The organism is Collinsella sp. AM16-21, from assembly GCF_003471905.1.
Lineage (GTDB): Bacteria > Actinomycetota > Coriobacteriia > Coriobacteriales > Coriobacteriaceae > Collinsella.
On the sequence record NZ_QRKJ01000004.1, the window covers coordinates 17702 to 36607 of the forward strand.

An 18906-nucleotide genomic window follows, 5' to 3' on the forward strand; every position below is an offset into this window, starting at 1 on the left:
GGAGAAACATCCCCGGGGGAAAGGAACGTATGAATAAGATCTTCGACAACAAGCAGGAGTTTACCGAGCTCTATCGCGATGCCGTCATGAGCATCAGCGGCAAGAGCGTCGAGGCCGCGAGCGACCTGGACCGCTTCAACGCCCTGGCCAAGCTCGTGGCCGAGAAGGCGCGCACCGTTGCCACCAAGAGCGACGCCCGCGTTACCGCCGAGGGCAAAAAGCGCGTGTACTACTTCTCGATCGAGTTTTTGATCGGCCGCCTGCTCGACAACTACCTGCTCAACTTTGGCGTGCGCGATATGGTCGCCGAGGCGCTCGACGACATGGGCTTCGACCTGTCCGTCATCGAGAACCAGGAGCCCGATCCGGCTCTGGGCAACGGTGGCCTGGGCCGCCTGGCCGCTTGCTTCCTGGATTCCATGGCAGCCGAGGGCATTGCCGGATACGGCAACGGCATGCGCTACCGCTACGGTCTGTTTAAGCAGGAGATCGTCAACGGCAGCCAGGTCGAGACCACCGACGAGTGGCTCACCCATGGCTATCCCTGGGAGGTCCGCCGTCAGGACAAGGCCGTGACCATTAAGTTTGGTGGCCATGTTGAGGGCTTTGAGGAGAACGGCCGCACGTTCTACCGCACGGTGGACACGCAGGACATCCTGGCCGTTCCTTATGACATCCCCGTGGTGGGCTATGCCGGCGAGACCGTCAACAAGCTGCGCGTCTGGGCTGCCGAGCCGGTCGTGGAGCACTTCGATCTGGAGGCCTTCAACCGCGGCGACTACGCCCTGGCCGATGCCGAGCGCGCCGAGGCCGAAGCCATTAGCGCCATCCTCTACCCCAACGACGCCGGCGAGCACGGCCGTCTGCTGCGCCTGAAGCAGGAGTACCTGTTTGTCTCGGCCGGCATCTACAGCCTGCTCGACACCTTTGAGAAGGAGCACGGCGAGAACTGGGAGCTGCTGCCGCAGTTTGTGGCCATCCACACCAACGACACGCACCCTGCCATGTGCGGCCCCGAGCTCATGCGTATCCTCATCGACGAGAAGAAGCTCGAGTGGGACGACGCCTGGAACATCGTGACGCAGGTCGTGAGCTACACCAACCACACCATCCTGCCCGAGGCCTTGGAGAAGTGGCCCATCGGCACGTTCTCCAAGCTCCTCCCCCGCGTGTACCAGATCATCGACGAGATCAGCCGTCGTTGGCACGAGTCGTTCGACACCTCGCAGGAGGGCTGGCAGGAGCGTCTGCGCCAGACCGCCATCCTGTGGGACGGCGAGATTCGCATGGCCAACCTGTCCGTGATCTGCAGCCACAGCGTTAACGGCGTGGCCAAGATCCACTCCGACATCATCAAGAACATCGTGCTCAAGGACTTCTATGCCCTGACGCCCGAGAAGTTTAACAACAAGACCAACGGTATCTCGCACCGTCGCTTCTTTGCCGAGGCCAACCCCACCTATGCCAAGCTCGTGACCGAGGCCATTGGCGATGGCTGGCTCAAGGACGCCTTCGAGCTGGAGAAGCTCAAGGAGTTTAAGGACGACACCGAGTTCCTGAAGGCCGTGGGTGCCTCCAAGCGCGCCAACAAGGAGCGTCTGGCCGCCTACGTCAAGGCCGAGACCGGTCTGGTTATCGACCCCAACACCGTCTTCGATGTCCAGGTAAAGCGCTTCCATGCCTACAAGCGTCAGCTCATGAACATCATGAAGGTGATGGACATCTATAACCGTCGCATCGCGGATCCCAACTTCCATGTGACGCCGACGACCTTCATCTTTAGCGGCAAGGCTGCCTCGAGCTACACCTTTGCCAAGGAGACCATCCGCCTCATTAACTCCGTGGCCGACGTCATCAACAACGACGCCCGCGTGAACGAGGTCATGAAGGTCTGCTTTATCCCCAACTTCCGCGTGAGCAACGCCCAGCTCATCTACCCCGCCGCCGAGATCTCGGAGCAGATCTCCACGGCCGGCAAGGAGGCCTCGGGCACGTCCAACATGAAGCTCATGATGAACGGCGCCATTACGCTGGGCACCCTCGACGGCGCCAACATCGAGATCGCCGACCTGGCCGGCCGCGAGAACGAAGCCATCTTTGGCCTGACCGCCCCCGAGGTCGAGCAGCTCTGGGCATCCAACAGCTACTTTGCCTGGGATACCCTCAACGGCGACCGTGAGCGCCTGGGCCGCGTGATGGACGAGCTCAAGGACAACACCTTTGCGGGTCTTTCGGGCAACTTCGAGAGCATCTACAACGAGCTCATGAACAACAATGACCCCGACCTGGTCATGGCCGACTTCCGCAGCTACGTTGATGCATGGGAGAACCTCACGGGCAGCTACGGCGACCAGGAGACCTGGAACCGCAAGGCCCTGCTCAACACCGCCTCGAGTGGCTGGTTCTCGTCCGACCGCACCATTCGCGAGTACCGCGACGAGATCTGGCACGCATAAAGGCCGCGAGCTCCCTTTGCCAGCACGGCATTACTCGACGGGCGCGACCGAGCGCCGCGCCCGTCGCTAATGGGTTTAGGAACATCGATGACAGAAGGAGAAATCGATGAGTAAGAAAGAATGCATCGCGATGCTCCTCGCAGGAGGACAGGGCAGCCGATTGGGGGCACTCACCCAAAAGATCGCCAAGCCGGCGGTTAGCTTTGGTGGCAAGTTCCGCATTATCGACTTTTCGCTGTCCAACTGCTCCAACTCGGGCATCGACACGGTGGGCGTTCTGACGCAGTATCGCCCCTACCTGCTGCATGCCTATGTGGGCTCCGGCGAGGCATGGGATCTGGACAGCCGCGACGGTGGTGTGTCGATCCTGCCGCCGTACGAGACGCAGACCGGTGGCGCCTGGTATGCGGGCACGGCCGACGCCATTACGCAGAACCTCGACTACATCAAGGCCAACGACCCCAAGTACGTCCTGATTCTTTCGGGCGATCACCTGTATCGCATGGACTACCGCAAGATGCTCAAGACGCACATTGAGAACAACGCCGACCTCACGGTGAGCGTTATGCCCGTTCCGTGGGAGGAGGCCAGCCGCTTTGGCATCCTGACCACCGACCCCGAAGACGGCCGCATCACCAAGTTCACCGAGAAGCCCGAGAAGCCCGATTCGAACCTCGCGTCCATGGGCATCTACATCTTCTCGGCCGACGTGCTGATCGAGGCGCTCGAGGAGGACGCTCTGGACCAGCGCTCGAGCCACGACTTTGGCAAGGACATCATCCCCAAGCTGCTCGGTGAGAACAAGCGCCTGTACAGCTACGAGTTCCACGGCTTCTGGAAGGACGTCGGCACCATCGCCAGCTTCCATGAGACCTCGATGGACCTGCTGGGTAACAACCCCGAGTTCGATCTGTTCGACAAGAACTTCCCCATCATGTCCAACATCACCACGCGTCCGCCGCACTACATTGGCCCGGACGGCCGCCTAGACGACTGCCTGGTCTCCAATGGCTGCAAGATCTACGGCACCGCTCGCCACTCGATCCTTTCGACCGATGTCATCATCGAGGAGCGCGCCGTGGTCGAGGACTCCGTGCTGCTGCCGGGTGCGCACGTTAAGAGCGGCGCACACATCTGCCGCGCTATTTTGGGCGAGAACTCCACGGTCGAAGAGGGCGTGAAGCTCGGCTCTGTCGATACCACCAAGGATACGGCCGTCGTTGGAAATGACGTCGTTATCGGGAAGGGGGAATGATCCGATGATCAATCGCAAGGCCATCGGTTATATCACCGCTAACTACTCTTCGTCCTACGGCAGCGTCCTGCTCAAGGACCGCCCCATCGCGTCCGTTCCGTTTTTGGGCCGCTACCGCCTGATCGACTTCCCGCTGTCCAACATGATGAATGCCGGCATTAAGACCGTCGGCGTCGTCATGCCGGGCAACTACCGCTCGCTGATCGACCACGTGGGCTCGGGCAAGGACTGGGGCCTGGACCGCAAGAAGGGCGGCCTGTTCATGGTGCCCGGCAACGCGTATGGCACCACCAAGGGCGGCATGCGCTTCCTGCTGCGCGACATCATCTCCAACAAGACGCTGTTCCAGCGCTCGGAGAAGCCCTATGTCGTGATGATGGGCACCAACATCATCTTTAACATGGACCTCAACACCATCATCGAAGCGCACGAGAACTCCGGTGCCCAGATGACCGTGGTGTACTGCAAGGCCACGCGCAATGTCGAGGACGAGACCAAACTCGAGATTAACGAGAACGGCCGCCTGACGGGCGTGAGCGCCGGCGTCGCGTACGGCGACAACGCCTCCATGGACTGCTGCATCGTCAACCGCGAGACGCTCCTCGAGATCATCGACCACTACCAGGCCGCCGACTATCTGGACCTGCTCGAGGCACTCCAGGGCGACTTTGGCAACATCGACGTGTGCAGCTACGAGTACAAGGGCGAGGTCGTGGGCGTGTTTAGCGAGAAGTCGCTGTATCGCCGTAGCATGGACCTGCTCGACCAGACCGTGGCCGACCAGCTCTTTGACCCCGAGCGCCCGATCCTGACCAAGGCTCACGACGTGCCGCCTTCGCGCTATGCGACCGGCAGCCACGCGTGCAACTCGATCATCTCGGCCGGCTGCATCATCAAGGGCACCGTGCGCAACTCGATCCTGTCGCGCGGCGTTGTGGTCGAGGAAGGCGCTTCGGTCACCAATTCGATCATCAACCAGAGCTGCATCATCAAGAGCGGCGCCCGCGTTGAGAACGCCATTCTGGACAAAAACAACGTGGTTCCCACCAACACCGAGCTTCGCGGCACGCCCGAGAACATCCTGGTGCTGGGCAAGGCTCCGTTAACTTGCGACACCACCATCGTACGTTAACGTTGGCACCGCAACATCGCTCGTAACATGTAGAATAGCCGCCCGGTTTGTGCCAGGCGGCTATTCTCGAATTGCAACATGGGAGACAATATGGCAGATTCCAGCAAAAAGATGCAGATCGTGTTTGCCTCGGCCGAGTGCGCACCGTTTGTGAAGACCGGTGGCCTGGGCGACGTGGCGGGCTCGCTGCCTGCGGCGCTTGTGCGCGCCGGCGCCGAGGTCATCGTCATGGTGCCCAAGTACGCCACCATCAAGGACGAGTACAAGGCGCAGATGGAGCACTTCTCCGACTTTTACGTGAGCCTGGGCTGGCGCAATGAGTACTGCGGACTCGAGAAGCTCGAGCACGACGGCGTCACCTATATGTTCGTGGACAACGAGCGTTACTTTGCGCGCGACTATCCGTACGGCTTCTTTGATGACGGCGAGCGCTTTGCATTCTTCTCCAAGGCCATCACCGAGAGCCTGCAGCACCTGCCGGCCGGCTTTGAGTGTGACATCCTCCACTGCAATGACTGGCAGACGGCACTGGCGCCCGTGTTCTTGCGCGAGTTCTACCAGGGCCTGCCGCTGTACGACCGTGTCAAGACCGTGTTCTCGATCCACAACGTGGCGTTCCAGGGCCAGTTCAGCGACACCGTGATGGAGGACATTCTGGGTGTGGCGCATATTCCGGCGGCCGCCTCGCAGCTGCGTTGCGATGCCTGCAGCATCAACTACATGCTGGGCGCGCTGCGCTATGCCGATGCCATCACCACGGTGAGCCCCACCTATGCCAACGAGATCCAGACGCCCGAGTTTGGCGAGGGCCTGGACGGCGTTCTGCGCGAGCGCTCCTATGCGCTGCAGGGCATTTTGAACGGCATTGACGTGGCGGGCTTTGACCCGGCGACCGACAAGCGCATTGCCGCCAACTACACCGTCGAGGACCGTTCCGGCAAGGCCGTGTGCAAGGCCAAGCTGCAGGAAGAGCTGGGGCTCGAGGTTCGCGACGACCGTCCGCTCATGGTGATGGTCACGCGCCTGACGCGCCAAAAGGGCATGGACCTGGTCATGTACGCACTCGACCGCATCCTGGCCGGCGGCGTGCAGGTGGCCGTGCTGGGTACCGGCGACCGCGACTACGAGGACGGTCTGCGCTACTTCCAGGACAAGTACCCCGGCACCATGGCCGCGCGCATCGAGTTCGATCCGGCGCTGTCGCAGCGCATGTATGCCGCCGCCGACATGTTCCTGATGCCTTCGAAGTTTGAGCCCTGTGGCCTGTCGCAGATTATCGCCATGCGCTATGGCACCCTGCCCATCGTGCGCGAGACCGGCGGCCTGAAGGACACCGTGCAGCCGTACAACGAGTTTACCGGCGAGGGCACGGGCTTCTCGTTTAGCAACTTTAACGGCGACGAGATGGGCGACGCGGTGTTCCGCGCGGCGCGCCTGTTCTGGGATAACCGCGACGCTTGGAACCAGCTGGTCACGCAGGCCATGAGCCAGGACTTTAGCTGGACGCGCTCGGCTGACAAGTATCTGGACCTGTACTTCTTTATGCATCCGGAGATTGAGCGGCCGGCGGCTGTTGTCGACGAGCCTGTGGTTGTGGCTGAGAAAGTTGAGGCCGAGCCCGAGCCCAAGGCCGAGTCGGTTGTTGAGGCGCCCGCTGCTGCTGAGGAGCCCAAGGCTGAGGAGAAGCCGGCTGCGAAGCCTGCGGCAAAGAAGACCACGACTCGTAAGACGACGACTAAAAAGGCCACGACAACAAAGGCCGCTGCGAGCAAGACCACCACTGCCAAGGCAACTACCGCCAAGGCAGCGACCACGCGCAAGCGCACCACCGCAGCTGTCAAGAAGGCCGCCGAGGCCGAGGTCGTTCCCGAGGTAAAGGCCGAGACCGCTGCAGCCGAGGTTAAGCCCGCGGCAAAGGCTCCGGCCAAGACCGCCGCCAAGAAGACGACCGCGTCCAAGAGCACAACCAAGACCCCTGCCACCAAGAAAGCTACAGCTACCAAGGCCACTGCAACGAAGGCTGCCGCAAAGCCGGCCGCCAAGGTCGAGGAGACGCCTGCCGAGTCCAAGGCGGAGGCAACCGTCGAGGCCAAGCCTGCCGCCAAGACCACCTCGCGCAAGCGCACGACGACAGCCAAGAAGACCATGGCAAAGACCGCAACTCCCAAAGCAGAGACTAAGCCCGCTGCTGCCAAAGAGGAGCCCAAGGCCGAGGTAAAGGCCAAGCCGACGCCGAAGGCCGCTGAGGTCAAGGCCGCACCGAAGGCAGAGGCTAAGCCCGAGCCTGCCAAGGAGACTCCGGTCTCCCCCGCCACTCCGGCCGAGGAAAAGGCTCCGACCAAGAAGACCTCCGTCCGCAAGGCAACTGCCACCCGCAAGCGCCGCTAATCCTGACGATTAAAACTTAATCCTCAACGCAAAAGAGGGCGCCCCAAGCAGGCGCCCTCTTCTTGGTTGAACCCCGCATTAAAAAGAGGGCCGGTTTACTACGACAAAATGGCTCCGGCCGACCACGGCGAGTAATCATCGAAATTGGCAACGCTTCTACCTGCAGTTTTAATATCACTAAAATGACTGTGGTTGAGATCATTCAATTCGTCGTAGTAAACCGGAGCTGTTTTGTTTGGCTACAAATACTATCTACATAGGCGTTTTCGAGTATCGCGATAATGTGGATGGTAAAACGATTTTCTAGGACAACCGTTCGCCGATAATGAGCGGCTGTAGTTTATACAACTAAAGTGCAACGATATACTTAAGTATTGTGCGTTAAGCCCATGGCCCGCTGGCCATGATTGTATAGAACTGGACCGTACTATGAGATTGATTCACAACAGCCGTCTGCCGCAGTTTCGCACTCCGTTTGGCGCTGTGACCACTGGAACTTCCGTTGCACTCTCGGTGATTTTGGAGGATGCCGATCCCAACCAGGCAACGCTTACGCTGCGCACCTGGATCGATGAAATCGGTGAGTCTCTGTATCCCATGACGCACGAGGGCGACGGCATATTTACCGTAGAGCTTGAGTGCACCGAGCCCTGTCTTATCTGGTACAGCTTTATATGCAATATCGAGGGCCAACCCGAGGTTCGCTTGGGCGCGCCGCAAGGCCGCACCGGCGGCGAGGGCGTAACCTACGACTACGCCGAGGTCCCGTCCTTCCAGATTACCGTCTACAAGCACCGCGAAGTTCGTCCCGAGTGGTACGAGCGTGGCATGGTTTACCAGATCTTCCCCGACCGCTATGCACGCGACGAAAACTGGCGCGAGCGCACGCAGACCGAAGTCGAAAAGCCTCGCAACGGAATCCAGCGCCGCATGGTCGAGGACTGGAATGAACCGCCCGAGTACAAGCGTGCCGAAGACGGCTCCATCAAGACCTGGGATTTTTACGGTGGCTCGCTCAAGGGTATCCAAAATGACCTGCCCCGCATCGCGGAGCTGGGCTTCACGGCCATTTACCTCAACCCCATCTTTGAGGCCGCGAGCAACCACCGCTACGACACGGCCGACTACACCAAGATCGACCCGATCCTGGGCACCGAGCAGGACTTTACCGAGCTGTGCCAGGCAGCCGAGAAGCTGGGCATCTCCATCATCCTGGACGGCGTCTTTAACCATACGGGCGATGACTCGATCTATTTCAACCGCTACGGCAACTACCCCGGCGTGGGCGCCTGGCAGAGCGAGGATTCGCCGTGGCGCGATGCGTTTTATTTCCACGAGGACGGCTCGTATGACTGCTGGTGGGGCGTGGGCAACATGCCCGCCATCAATGAGAGCTCCGAGCTGGTACGCGAGCGGCTCCTGGGCAAGGACGGCGTGATCCGTAAATGGCTACGTGCCGGCGCTCATGGCTGGCGCCTGGACGTGGCCGACGAGCTTTCCGACGACTTCCTGGCCGAGATAAAAAAGGCCGTGCTCGCCGAGAAGCCTGACGCACTGTTGCTCGGCGAAGTCTGGGAAGACGCCTCTAACAAGATTAGCTACGGCCATCTGCGCCGCTACCTGCAGGGATCCGAGCTGGACTCTGCTATGGATTACCCCTTCCGCGACGTGGTCATCGGCTTTTTGATGGGCTACAAGAACGCCTACGAGGCCGCCGAGGATATCGAGACCCTGCGCGAGAACTACCCGAGCGAGGCATTGTCCTGCGCGCTCAATCTGCTTTCGAGCCACGACCGCCCGCGTATCATCTCGGTACTCGGCGGCGGCCCCGACGAGTCGCAGCTGCCCGAGTGCGAGCACAGCAAGTGGCGTCTGGACGAGAACTCGATGGGCCTGGCCAAGAGCCGTTTTTGGCTTGCAACGCTTATGCAGATGACCTTCCCCGGCGTGCCTTCAATTTACTACGGCGACGAATACGGCCTGGAGGGCCTTACCGATCCGGGCAACCGCCGCACCCTGCCGACCAAGGACCAACTGCACGACTTCGATACGCTGGCTATTGTCAAAAACGCCTCTGCGGTACGCCGCGCACTGCCGTTTATGATCGACGGCGAGATCAAGGCCTTCGCGCTCAACGACGAGGTGCTGGCCTACAACCGCACGGGCAAGAATGGCGAGTCCGCGACGGTTATCATCAACCGCAGCCTGCGCAATTCGCACCGCGTGACGATTCCGGCGCTCGGCGAATGCGCGAGTGACGTGATCAGCGGTCACGAATGCGAGATCCACAACGGTACGGTCACGCTCGATCTGTATCCGCTGGGCTCGTCGATCATCTATCACCATGCCGAGCAGCGCCTGCAGGAGCCGCTCGATCACGGCGCGGGCGTCGTTTGTCATATCACCTCGGTACCCACCGACGACGGCAAGCCCGGCACGATCGGCGCACCCACGCGTCGCTTTATCGACCATCTGGCCGCCATGGGCATGCGCTACTGGCAGGTCCTGCCCGTCAACCCAACGGACTTCTTCCGCTCCCCTTACGCCGGGCCTTCGGCCTTTGCGGGCAATATTGACCTGCTGCCCGAAAGCCAAGAGGAGCTGGCGGCCGACTTTGAGACTTGGAAGGCCCGTGGCGGCGAGGATGCAGACCCGCTCTACACGGCGTTTAAGCATCGCAACGCCGATTGGCTCGAGAAGTACTGCGTCTACATGGCCGTCAAGAAGTACTTTGAGGGCGAGTCGCACCACGATTGGCCGGCAGATGTCGCGCGCTACAACGAGCATCTGATTGACGACAAACGTTTCCACGACGAGGCAGAGCTGCAGGCGTACATGCAGTACCGCTTTGACCTTGCCTGGTGCGAGCTCATGAACTATGCGCACAAGAAGGGCATCGAGGTCATCGGCGACATTCCCATGTACGTTTCGGACGATTCGGCCGACGCGTGGAGCGAGCCCGAAAACTTCTGGCTTTCCGATACCGGCAAGGCAATCGAGATCTCCGGTGCGCCGCCCGATAACTTTGCGCCCGAGGGCCAGGTGTGGGGCAACCCGACGTTCCGCTGGGACCACATGAAGCAGAACGGCTACCGCTGGTGGATGGACCGCCTGCGTCGCGCGTTCTCGCTCTACGACCGTGTGCGCCTGGACCACTTCCTGGGCTTCCACAGCTACTTTAGCATTCCCGCAGGCAAGGCCTGCGCCGACGGCCGCTGGCTGGCGGGTCCGGGCAAGGACCTGTTCCAAACCGCCTTTGACGAGCTGGGTCCGCTCAACTTTATCGCCGAGGACCTAGGCTACCTGACGCCCGGTGTTCGCGCCATGGCTTCGACCTGCGGCTTCCCCGGCATGGACGTGCTGGAGTTTAGCGATTACGACGTTCGCTGCGGCGTGCATCCAACGCCGGGCAAGATTCTATACACCTCGACGCACGATACGTCGACACTCGCCGGTTGGTGCACGCGCTCCTTTGCTGGCGGCGACGAGCCGAGCGGTGTTGAGGTGGCGGCCAAGCTGATGGGCGACGCGCTCGCAAGCAATGCTCCCCTGGTGATGATGCCGCTGCAGGATGTCCTGGGGCTTAGCGACGACGCGCGCATGAACGTGCCGGGTGTCGCCACGGGCAACTGGACCTGGCAGGCCGATGAGGCAGACGTTGCGGCCGCTGAGGGCAAAACTGCACAGCTCCTGCGCAACACCCATAGATTCTGGGGCGAAGCGTGATAAAACCCCCGATATAGGGTACAGTTACAGCTGTTTGAATTTATGCGGGCAGAGCGATCTGCCCGCTTTGTGCTGAAAAGGAAGTATTATGGCGCGCTACGATTACAAGTGCTCGAGTTGCGGCAACGTGTTTGAGGTTGAGCATCCCATGTCCGAGACCCCCGAGGTCGTGTGTCCGAGCTGCGGCGCTCCGGCGACAAAAACGTTCTCGGCAAGCGGCATCAAGTTTGAGGGCAGCGGCTTCTACAACACCGACCAGCGCAGCGGAGGCTCCAGCACCAACGCCACCAACGGCTGCTGCGCCAACTGCCCGCACAGCCACTAAGAACAACGCAGCCCCGCGACCGGCACCGATCGCGGGGCTGCTTCTTTAGCTACCCAGGTTTCCTTATGAGTTGCGGTGAAATAAGGACTGATTGGCGGCTAGAAGCCGCTATTCAATCCCTATTTCACCGCAACTTAGTCGTTACTTGCGGACCAGGCGGGCGCAGAAGTGGCCGTCGTAGGAGTCGGCGTTTACCGGCACGCTTTGGAAAAGGCCACGATCGTTTTGACGGACGGCCACCAGCTTCTTGGCCTGTGCGAAATCGGGCAGCTGCAGAATCTGGGCTTCGGAGAACGGTGCCACGGTAAAGCCGGCGCCCTCGGGAGAAGCCAGGAAGGCATCCACGACCTGCGTGTTCTCTTCATCAAAAACCGAGCAGGTAGCATAGATAAGTTCACCACCGGCAGCCACGCGCGCGGCTGCTTCCTTGAGCATCGTCAGCTGCAGACGGGGCAGCTCAGTCGTAACGTCGTTCTCGGTCAGACGCCACGGAATCTCGGGGTGGCGGCGCATGGTGCCGGTGCCAGAGCACGGCGCATCGATAAAGACCGTGTCGAACAGGGCGGGTTCGCCAAGCATCGCGTCAAAGGACGTAAGCACCTCATTGAGCTCGCAGGCATCGCCCGACACCGTACGAACACCTGAGATACCCGCCTTGTGCAGGCGCGCGAGATTCTGATCGCACTTACGATCGTGCAGATCGAGCGCAGTATGCTGACGCTCGTACCCGGCACGCTTGGCCTGGCACATCATCACGTAGGTCTTGGTGCCGCGACCGGCGCCAATCTCCAGGCAACGACCGGGACGTGTCGCGGCAGTAGCGATAAGCTGAGCGTTGAGGTCCGAGGCAACCGCGGCAGCACGCTCAAACACGCCCGATGCAACCGCGACCTGCGCATCGACCGGAGCATGGCAGCCCGGGAAGACAGGAGCGACGAGCTGCGAGATATACGGGTCGGGTTTGGTCGCAAACGCGTTCTCATGCAGGGCCAGCGGCGCGGGGGCCAGATTGCCGGCGAAGTTCAGCGCGCCCTCGGGCGTATCGAACGAGGCAATAATTCGAGCGCACAGCCAGCGCGGCAGACCCATCAGGCGCGACAGACGAACCAAGCGTCGCTCAGACTCACCCACATCGGACGCCGTGGCAAAGTCCTCAACGTTGTCCGCAACCTTATGCAGCACGGCGTTCGCCAGACCGGCGGCCGATTTAGCACCGCTGCGAACCAGCTCAACGCCCTGGCTCACGGCAACGCGACCCGGGGTATGCAGGTAGAGCATCTCGAAGGCCGAGATGCGAAGCGCCATGCGAACGCGCGGCGCGACCTTTTTGGGCTTATCCAAAAATTGATCGAGCAACTCATCCAAAATACCCTGCGTGGCGGCAACACCAAGCGCCAAACGGGCGGCAAAAGCAGAATCGCGCTGGTCAATGGCCTTGGCGGAAGCACGTGAAGACAACACGTCACGTGCGTACATACCGCGACGATCGGCCTCCATCAACACATCGAGCGCAAGCTTGCGCGCGGGAGACAACTTGCTCATGACAGTACACCCCACCTAAGTTCGGCACCCTGCAGGCCGGCAGCCCAGGCAGAGGCAGCCATTGCACGCTTGCCATCGGGCTTAACCTCGAGCAGTTCAACAGCGCCATCAGAAAGGCCCAGGTAGACACGCTTGGCCTTAACGAGAACCTGACCCTCGCCAAGCGACACATCGGAAAGCGCAGCATCGAGCACGCGAACCATCTTGCCGGCAATCACGCAACGGGCAGGCGCGGTATCGGACGAAGCGAGCACATGGCGCACGCAATCGAGCGCCGCCATCTGCGGATCCAGACGCATCTCCTGCTTGGAAATCTTGGCAGCATGAGTGACGAGCGACTCATCCTGCTCAGTCCACACGGCGGTGCCATCAGCAAGCGAAGGAAGCGTATCGGCAAGCAATTTGCCGCCAAGCTCAGCAAGCTCCATGGTCAGCGCCTCAGCATGCTTACCGGCAACCGACGTCGAGGCCTGCGCGCAATAAGCACCAGTATCAACGCCATGCCCAATGCGCATAATAGAAACGCCAGCAACCTCGTCACCAGCAAGAATCGCACGCTGAATGGGAGCAGCGCCACGCCAACGAGGCAACAGCGAAGCATGAACATTCACAATACCAAGCGGCGCCATATGCAGCACCTCATCAGGCAAAATGCAGCCATAGGCAGCCACACAGAAAATATCAGCCTGCGCAGCCTGGAGCGCCTCAACAACCTCAGGCGTCATGCGATTTGCCTCAATAACCGGCAACCCCAGCTCAAGCGCCTTGGCCTTAACAGGAGAAGGCTCAAGCTTCTTACCACGCCCACGAACAGCATCGGGACGAGTAATAACAAGCGCAATCTCGTTCCCAGCCTCAACAAGCGAAGTCAGCGAAGGCACAGCAAAATCAGGCGTACCCATAAACACAATACGCATAAAGAACGTCTCCCCTCAACCAAAGCCGAGACGGCTACAAACAACAGCGGAAAGCCAAGTACCCAGCCCATCCGCAATAACAATTCAACAAGAACAAATATACCCAAAACCAAAGAAAGAGCCGCAATAAAAGCAGCTCTCTCTCAACAAAGACTATCAGCGAAGACGCCCCTCCCTGGCCCGACGGCACCCGGGCGAAAAGGAGCACGAAAACGCAGTCCCCTTCCGCCGCAGGGCTTAGGTTATTGCTCCACGCGCAGTTCCGCACGAGCCGAAGAGCACTTAATGTGCTCTTCGTGCGAGCAGGACTGTTTGAGCATGGAGCAAAACCTAAGCCCTGCGGCGGAAGGGGACGGTGGGACCTACTCCGTCTCGCCCGGTCGAGCGCCGCGGGCCAGGGCGTCCTGGTACTCCTTGACTGCCTTGATGCGCTGCATCGGCTTGAGTCGCTCAAACATGGTGTTGCCATGCAGGTGATCGATCTCGTGCTGCAGGCACACGCAGAACAGGTCGCCCGTTGCCTCATAGCGAATCAGGTTGGCGTCCAGGTCATACGCCTCGACGACGACATGATCGGGACGCTCGATCTCGCAGCTAATGCCGGGGATGGACAGGCAGCCCTCGCTAAACGGCACCAGATGGTCGCTCTGCTCAACAATGACAGGGTTGATGAGCACGTACGGGTCATAGTCATTCTTGTCGCTGTAATCGCAGTCGATGGTGACAAGCTGAATGAGCTCACCGATCTGCGGGGCAGCCAGACCGCAACCGCCGTTGTCGAACATCATCTTCTTCATCTTCTCGGCAAGCACCTCGATCGCCGGAGTGATCTCCTCGATGACGGCGCACTCCTGGCGCAGACGAGGGTCGGGCGACAGTACGATTCCGTTGGCTTCCATGGCCATCCTTTCGGGTTGTTACATCAAATCATAGGCATCGACGTCAACGCTCACGCTCACGCCGCGCACAGAGCCCACCTCTTTGAGGCAGGCGTCGATATCATCAGAGACATGGTACCCCACAGGCGACTTCACAAGCAGATGGAAGCGGTAACGGTCCTTGGCTCTCTCGATTACACACGAAGCCGGGCCCAGCACCTGGGGCACGGCGCTCCCCGCCCGCAAAAAGTCGGGCGCGGCGGCATGCCAGCGGCGCTTAAGAAGCTTTGCAATGCGCCCAATGTAGTCCTGCGCGTCGTCTCGGTTCGCCGACCACACCAAGATGTTGACCAGGCGAACAAACGGCGGGAACAGCGCGTCGCGGCGCTGGTCCAGATCGTAGTCGGTAAAGATCGAACGGTCGTGCTCGGCGACGGCGCGAATAACCGGGTCCTCGGGCAGATAGGTCTGGATGATGACCTCGCCAGGGCGATCACCGCGACCGGCACGGCCGGCGACCTGCTCCAGCAAATCGTAGGCGCGCTCCCCTGCGCGGAAGTCCGGCAGCTTGAGGGCGAAGTCGGCATTGACCACGCCCACGAGCGTGACCTCGGGAAAGTCGAGACCCTTTGCGATCATTTGGGTGCCCAGCAACACGGCGCAATCGGCCGCATCGAACTGCTCGAGCAGCTTTTTGTGCGCATCCTTGCCGCGCGTGGAATCGGCATCCATGCGAATAATGGCGACGTCCTCGGGAAGCATCTGGTGCAGTGCGTCCTCGATCTGCTGCGTGCCCAGCCCCATTTTTGCCAGGTAGCGGCTGCCGCACTTGGGGCAACGACTCGTGGGCGCGGGATACGGCTGCACGCGCCAGGAGGATCCGCATGTGTGACATTGCAGCGTGTGCGTGCGCTCGTGATACGTAAGCGCTGTGGAGCAGTGGTTGCAGGTGGGGACGCAGCCGCACTCGCGACACATCAAAAACGGCGCAAAGCCACGGCGGTTATGCAGCAGCACGGCCTTCTCGCGACGCTCGACCACACGCTCCAAGCCCTCCATCAAGGGTTTTGAGAACATGGAGCGGCTGCCGTGAGAAAACTCACGGCGCAGGTCGGCAATTCGGACCATGGGAAGCACGGCGTGTCCCGGGCGCTCGGGCATCTCGACACGCGTCCAAGTGGCACCGTTATACGTGCCACGACGGCAGCGGTCGAGGGCCTCGGCCGAGGGCGTGGCGGAGCCCAACACGAGCGGGCAGCGATAGCGCCGCGCCATCTCGGCCGCCACCTCGCGCGCGTGGTAGCGCGGACTGGAGCCCTGCTTGTAACTGGTCTCGTGCTCCTCGTCGATGATGATGAGGCCCAAGTCGCTGAGCGGGCAAAAGAGCGCCGAGCGAGCGCCGACGACCACGCGGGCCGCACCGCTAGCAACCATATCCCACTGGTCCAGGCGCTCGCCGGCCGAAAGCCGCGAATGGAACACGGCGACCGTCTCGCCAAAGCGCGAGCGGAAGCGGCCGACGGTCTGGGCCGTCAGCGAAATCTCGGGCACCAGCACGCAGGCCGAGCGACCGGCTGCGAGCACGCGCTCGATGGCGGAGAGGTAAACCTCGGTTTTGCCGGAGCCGGTGACGCCGTCGACCAGCACCACGTCGCCATGAGCGTCCAGACGGGCGCGCTCAATCTGCGCGAGTGCCTGTTGCTGGCCGTTGGTAAGGGAGACCGGCGCCTTGCCGCTTGCCGAGGACAGCGTGGTCTGCTCGCTGCAGCCACGCCAGGCGCGGCGCTCTTCCACCACCACGACGCCGCGTTTTTCGAGCGACTTGATGGTCGCCGACATACTGTTATAGAGAAGGTTGAGGTCGCGCGTCGTGACAGGACCACACTGGAGCGCCTCGATGAGTTGGCGCTGGCGGACCGCGGTCTTGGGTGGCGTGTAGTCAAAGCCTTCGGGCGTAAGCATCACCCAGCGGTTTTGGATGGGTTTGACGGCTGGACGTTCAACCGTCCACACGCCGTCGTCGCCCTTGACCACACGCGGGCTGCCGCCCGGTGGCAAAAACAGGCGCAGGCACTCGGAAAGCGTTGCGACGTACTCGTGGCTCATCCAACGCGCGATGCGTGCAGCCTCGGCGGTAAAGAGCGGTTTGCTGAGGATAGACTCGATGGGCTTGATGCGCACGGGGTCGAGGGCGTTGTTGCCCGGCAGATCGCCCAGATCAGGCGCAATGTCGACGACATAGCCCGCGGCGGCACGGTTACCAAAGTGGACCAGGACTGTGGATCCGATCTGGACCTCGTTGGCAAGGGACTCGGGGATGCCGTAAGCAAACGGTTCCGACAGCGCACGGGTGGGGATGTCGAGGACCACGCTCGCGTAGGCGGCAGGGGGCTCGGGCGCAGGCTTAGACTGAGCCGAGGCAGCGGCAGGCTTGGGCTTCACCGGAGCTTCCTCCGGTTCCGGCGAACCAAACAGCGACAGTTGTTGAGCCATACACCACCTCTAACGAACGGACCTGAAAGGGGTGGGACAAAATAATCAGTAGAGTTTGTCCCATGGCCGATACGAGTGTCGAGCTCGTTGCGTCACTCGAACATGGGACAAACACTACTGATTATTTTGTCCCAGCAACCCACTCATCGGTACAGAAACAAGAGCCCCGCTCGGGTGAACGGGGCTCGGATACAAACGTTTGCGCAGCGATTACAGCGCCATCGTGCGGGCGCGGTCGATGCGCGCCAGGCAGTCGTCGCGGCCGACGAGCGCCATGGTCTCGCCCAGCGGGGGGCTCACCATGTTGCCGCAGACGGCGACGCGCACGGCCTGGAACACCACGCGCTTCTTAAGGTCCATCTGCTCGGGCAGCGGCTCAAGCGCGGCGTCGATGTTGGCAGCCGTCCACTCGTCCACGCCCTCGAGCGCGGCCTTGGCGGCATCGAGAATGGCGCCCATGCCTTCCTTGGCCAGGCCCTTGTTAACAGATTTCTCGTCATACTCGAGCGTCTCGGGCGTAGCAAAGATGGGAGCGGCGACGGTCACGGCGTCGGCCGGCATCTTGGTGCGCGGCTTGACGATGGCGGCAAGCGCATCGATCCAGTCCTCACCGTACTCGACGTTGCCCTCGATGAGACCCGCCTCGTGCAGCTCGGGGACCATGATCTCGTCGGCAAACTGGGCATCGGACATGCCGTTGATGTACTCGGCATTGACCCAGTCGAGCTTCTTGGGGTCGAAGGTCGCCGGGTTCTTGGAGATGCGGTCGAGCGAGAACTTGCTGGCAAGGACATCGCGCGGGATGATCGTGGTCTCGCCGTCGAGCGACCAGCCGAGCAGCGCCAGATAGTTGACGAAGGCGTCGGACAGGTAACCGGCGTCGCGGTACTCCTCCACCGAGGTGGCGCCATGGCGCTTGGAGAGCTTCTTGCCGTCGGCGCCCAGGATCATGGAGATGTGGGCGAACGTGGGCACGGGCGCGCCGAGGGCCTCGTAGACCATGACCTGACGCGGGGTGTTGGACAGGTGGTCGTCGCCGCGGATGACATGGGTGATCTTCATCATGGCGTCGTCGACGACGGTCGCGAAGTTGTACGTGGGCGTGCCATCGGAGCGGAAGATGACAAAGTCGTCGAGCTCCTTGGCGTCGAAGGTCACCTCGCCGTGGACGGCATCGTGAATGACGACGTCGCCGCGGTCCTCGGGCACCTTGATGCGTAGGACATAGGACTCGCCGGCCTCGATGCGACGGCGGGCCTCCTCGGGATCAAGATCGCGGCAACGGCGCTGATAGCCCTGGAAGGGGTCCTTGCGCTCCTGCGCGGCCTTGCGATCGGCGTCGAGCTGCTCCTTGGTGCAGAAGCAGGGATAGGCCTTACCCTCGTCCCAAAGCTTCTGGGCAGCCTGCTTGTACAGGTCCAGGCGCTCGGTCTGGGCGTAGGGGCCAAAGTCTCCGCCCACCTCGGGACCCTCGTCCCAGTCCAGGCCCAGCCAACGCATGGCGCGCAGGATGATCTGCGTGTTCTCGTCGGTAGAGCGGGTGGGATCGGTGTCGTCAATGCGCAGGATGAACGTGCCGCCGTTAGCACGGGCGAAAGCCCAGTTATAGATAGCGGTGCGGGCGCCGCCGATGTGCAGCTTGCCCGTCGGTGAGGGTGCAAAGCGGACGCGAACGTCTGATGCCATGGAAATCTCCTCGATTGCAGGATGGATGTCTAACCGCACCAGTATAAAGCAGCAATGCCCACCTCCGCACAAAGGGCACCGACCCAGTCATTGGGGACAGACTTAAAT

11 protein-coding genes are annotated in these 18906 nt (G+C 61.3%); 6 read left to right on the top strand and 5 right to left on the bottom strand.

Annotation, left to right across the window (positions count from 1 at the left end):
- Window positions 1-29: 29 nt before the first annotated feature.
- From DW180_RS03125 to DW180_RS03150, 6 genes are all read left to right on the top strand, one after another.
- Window positions 30-2456, top strand: a complete 2427-nt coding sequence (locus DW180_RS03125; RefSeq protein ID WP_118237396.1) for a glycogen/starch/alpha-glucan phosphorylase — start codon at window positions 30-32, stop codon at window positions 2454-2456.
- Window positions 2457-2562: 106 nt separating this feature from the next.
- Complete coding sequence (locus tag DW180_RS03130) at window positions 2563-3711, top strand: glucose-1-phosphate adenylyltransferase (RefSeq protein ID WP_035138263.1); 1149 nt, start codon at window positions 2563-2565, stop codon at window positions 3709-3711.
- Between the two features lie 4 nt (window positions 3712-3715).
- On the top strand, window positions 3716-4843 hold the full coding sequence (glgD, locus tag DW180_RS03135) for a glucose-1-phosphate adenylyltransferase subunit GlgD (protein ID WP_118237398.1): 1128 nt from the start codon (window positions 3716-3718) through the stop codon (window positions 4841-4843).
- A gap of 90 nt (window positions 4844-4933) precedes the next feature.
- On the top strand, window positions 4934-7231 hold the full coding sequence (gene glgA, locus DW180_RS03140; protein WP_199569863.1) for a glycogen synthase GlgA: 2298 nt from the start codon (window positions 4934-4936) through the stop codon (window positions 7229-7231).
- Between the two features lie 429 nt (window positions 7232-7660).
- Window positions 7661-10957, top strand: coding sequence for a 4-alpha-glucanotransferase (locus DW180_RS03145; protein ID WP_118237400.1), 3297 nt, complete (start codon window positions 7661-7663; stop codon window positions 10955-10957).
- An 88-nt stretch (window positions 10958-11045) separates the two neighbouring features.
- Window positions 11046-11282: an FmdB family zinc ribbon protein gene (locus DW180_RS03150; RefSeq protein ID WP_117758103.1), complete on the top strand. Its 237-nt coding sequence runs from the start codon at window positions 11046-11048 to the stop codon at window positions 11280-11282.
- Window positions 11283-11423: 141 nt separating this feature from the next.
- Here the strand turns inward: DW180_RS03150 and DW180_RS03155 are convergent, their stop codons facing one another.
- From DW180_RS03155 to gltX, 5 genes are all read right to left on the bottom strand, one after another.
- Entirely contained in the window at window positions 11424-12824 is a 1401-nt protein-coding gene (locus DW180_RS03155; protein WP_117758104.1) for an RsmB/NOP family class I SAM-dependent RNA methyltransferase, read from the bottom strand.
- Window positions 12821-13741 (bottom strand): methionyl-tRNA formyltransferase, encoded by a 921-nt coding sequence (fmt, locus tag DW180_RS03160; protein ID WP_117758105.1) that lies wholly within the window; start codon window positions 13739-13741, stop codon window positions 12821-12823. The genes DW180_RS03155 and fmt overlap by 4 nt, the downstream gene beginning before the upstream one ends.
- A gap of 362 nt (window positions 13742-14103) precedes the next feature.
- Window positions 14104-14640 carry a peptide deformylase gene (def, locus tag DW180_RS03165; protein ID WP_118237402.1) on the bottom strand — a complete coding sequence of 179 codons (537 nt, stop codon included), beginning with the start codon at window positions 14638-14640 and terminating at the stop codon, window positions 14104-14106.
- 18 nt (window positions 14641-14658) lie between these two features.
- Entirely contained in the window at window positions 14659-17112 is a 2454-nt protein-coding gene (gene priA / locus DW180_RS03170; RefSeq protein WP_118237404.1) for a primosomal protein N', read from the bottom strand.
- A gap of 210 nt (window positions 17113-17322) precedes the next feature.
- On the bottom strand, window positions 17323-18798 hold the full coding sequence (gltX, locus tag DW180_RS03175) for a glutamate--tRNA ligase (protein ID WP_117758107.1): 1476 nt from the start codon (window positions 18796-18798) through the stop codon (window positions 17323-17325).
- Window positions 18799-18906: the final 108 nt, after the last annotated feature.

Bases quoted from the DNA above. Each gene is read 5' to 3' on its own strand.
- def (WP_118237402.1), bottom strand. From the start codon at position 14,640: ATGGAAGCCAACGGAATCGTACTGTCGCCCGACCCTCGTCTGCGCCAG.
- glgD (WP_118237398.1), top strand. From the start codon at position 3,716: ATGATCAATCGCAAGGCCATCGGTTATATCACCGCTAACTACTCTTCG.
- DW180_RS03130 (WP_035138263.1), top strand. From the start codon at position 2,563: ATGAGTAAGAAAGAATGCATCGCGATGCTCCTCGCAGGAGGACAGGGC.
- priA (WP_118237404.1), bottom strand. From the start codon at position 17,112: ATGGCTCAACAACTGTCGCTGTTTGGTTCGCCGGAACCGGAGGAAGCT.
- gltX (WP_117758107.1), bottom strand. From the start codon at position 18,798: ATGGCATCAGACGTTCGCGTCCGCTTTGCACCCTCACCGACGGGCAAG.
- fmt (WP_117758105.1), bottom strand. From the start codon at position 13,741: ATGCGTATTGTGTTTATGGGTACGCCTGATTTTGCTGTGCCTTCGCTG.
- DW180_RS03125 (WP_118237396.1), top strand. From the start codon at position 30: ATGAATAAGATCTTCGACAACAAGCAGGAGTTTACCGAGCTCTATCGC.
- DW180_RS03155 (WP_117758104.1), bottom strand. From the start codon at position 12,824: ATGAGCAAGTTGTCTCCCGCGCGCAAGCTTGCGCTCGATGTGTTGATG.
- DW180_RS03145 (WP_118237400.1), top strand. From the start codon at position 7,661: ATGAGATTGATTCACAACAGCCGTCTGCCGCAGTTTCGCACTCCGTTT.
- glgA (WP_199569863.1), top strand. From the start codon at position 4,934: ATGGCAGATTCCAGCAAAAAGATGCAGATCGTGTTTGCCTCGGCCGAG.
- DW180_RS03150 (WP_117758103.1), top strand. From the start codon at position 11,046: ATGGCGCGCTACGATTACAAGTGCTCGAGTTGCGGCAACGTGTTTGAG.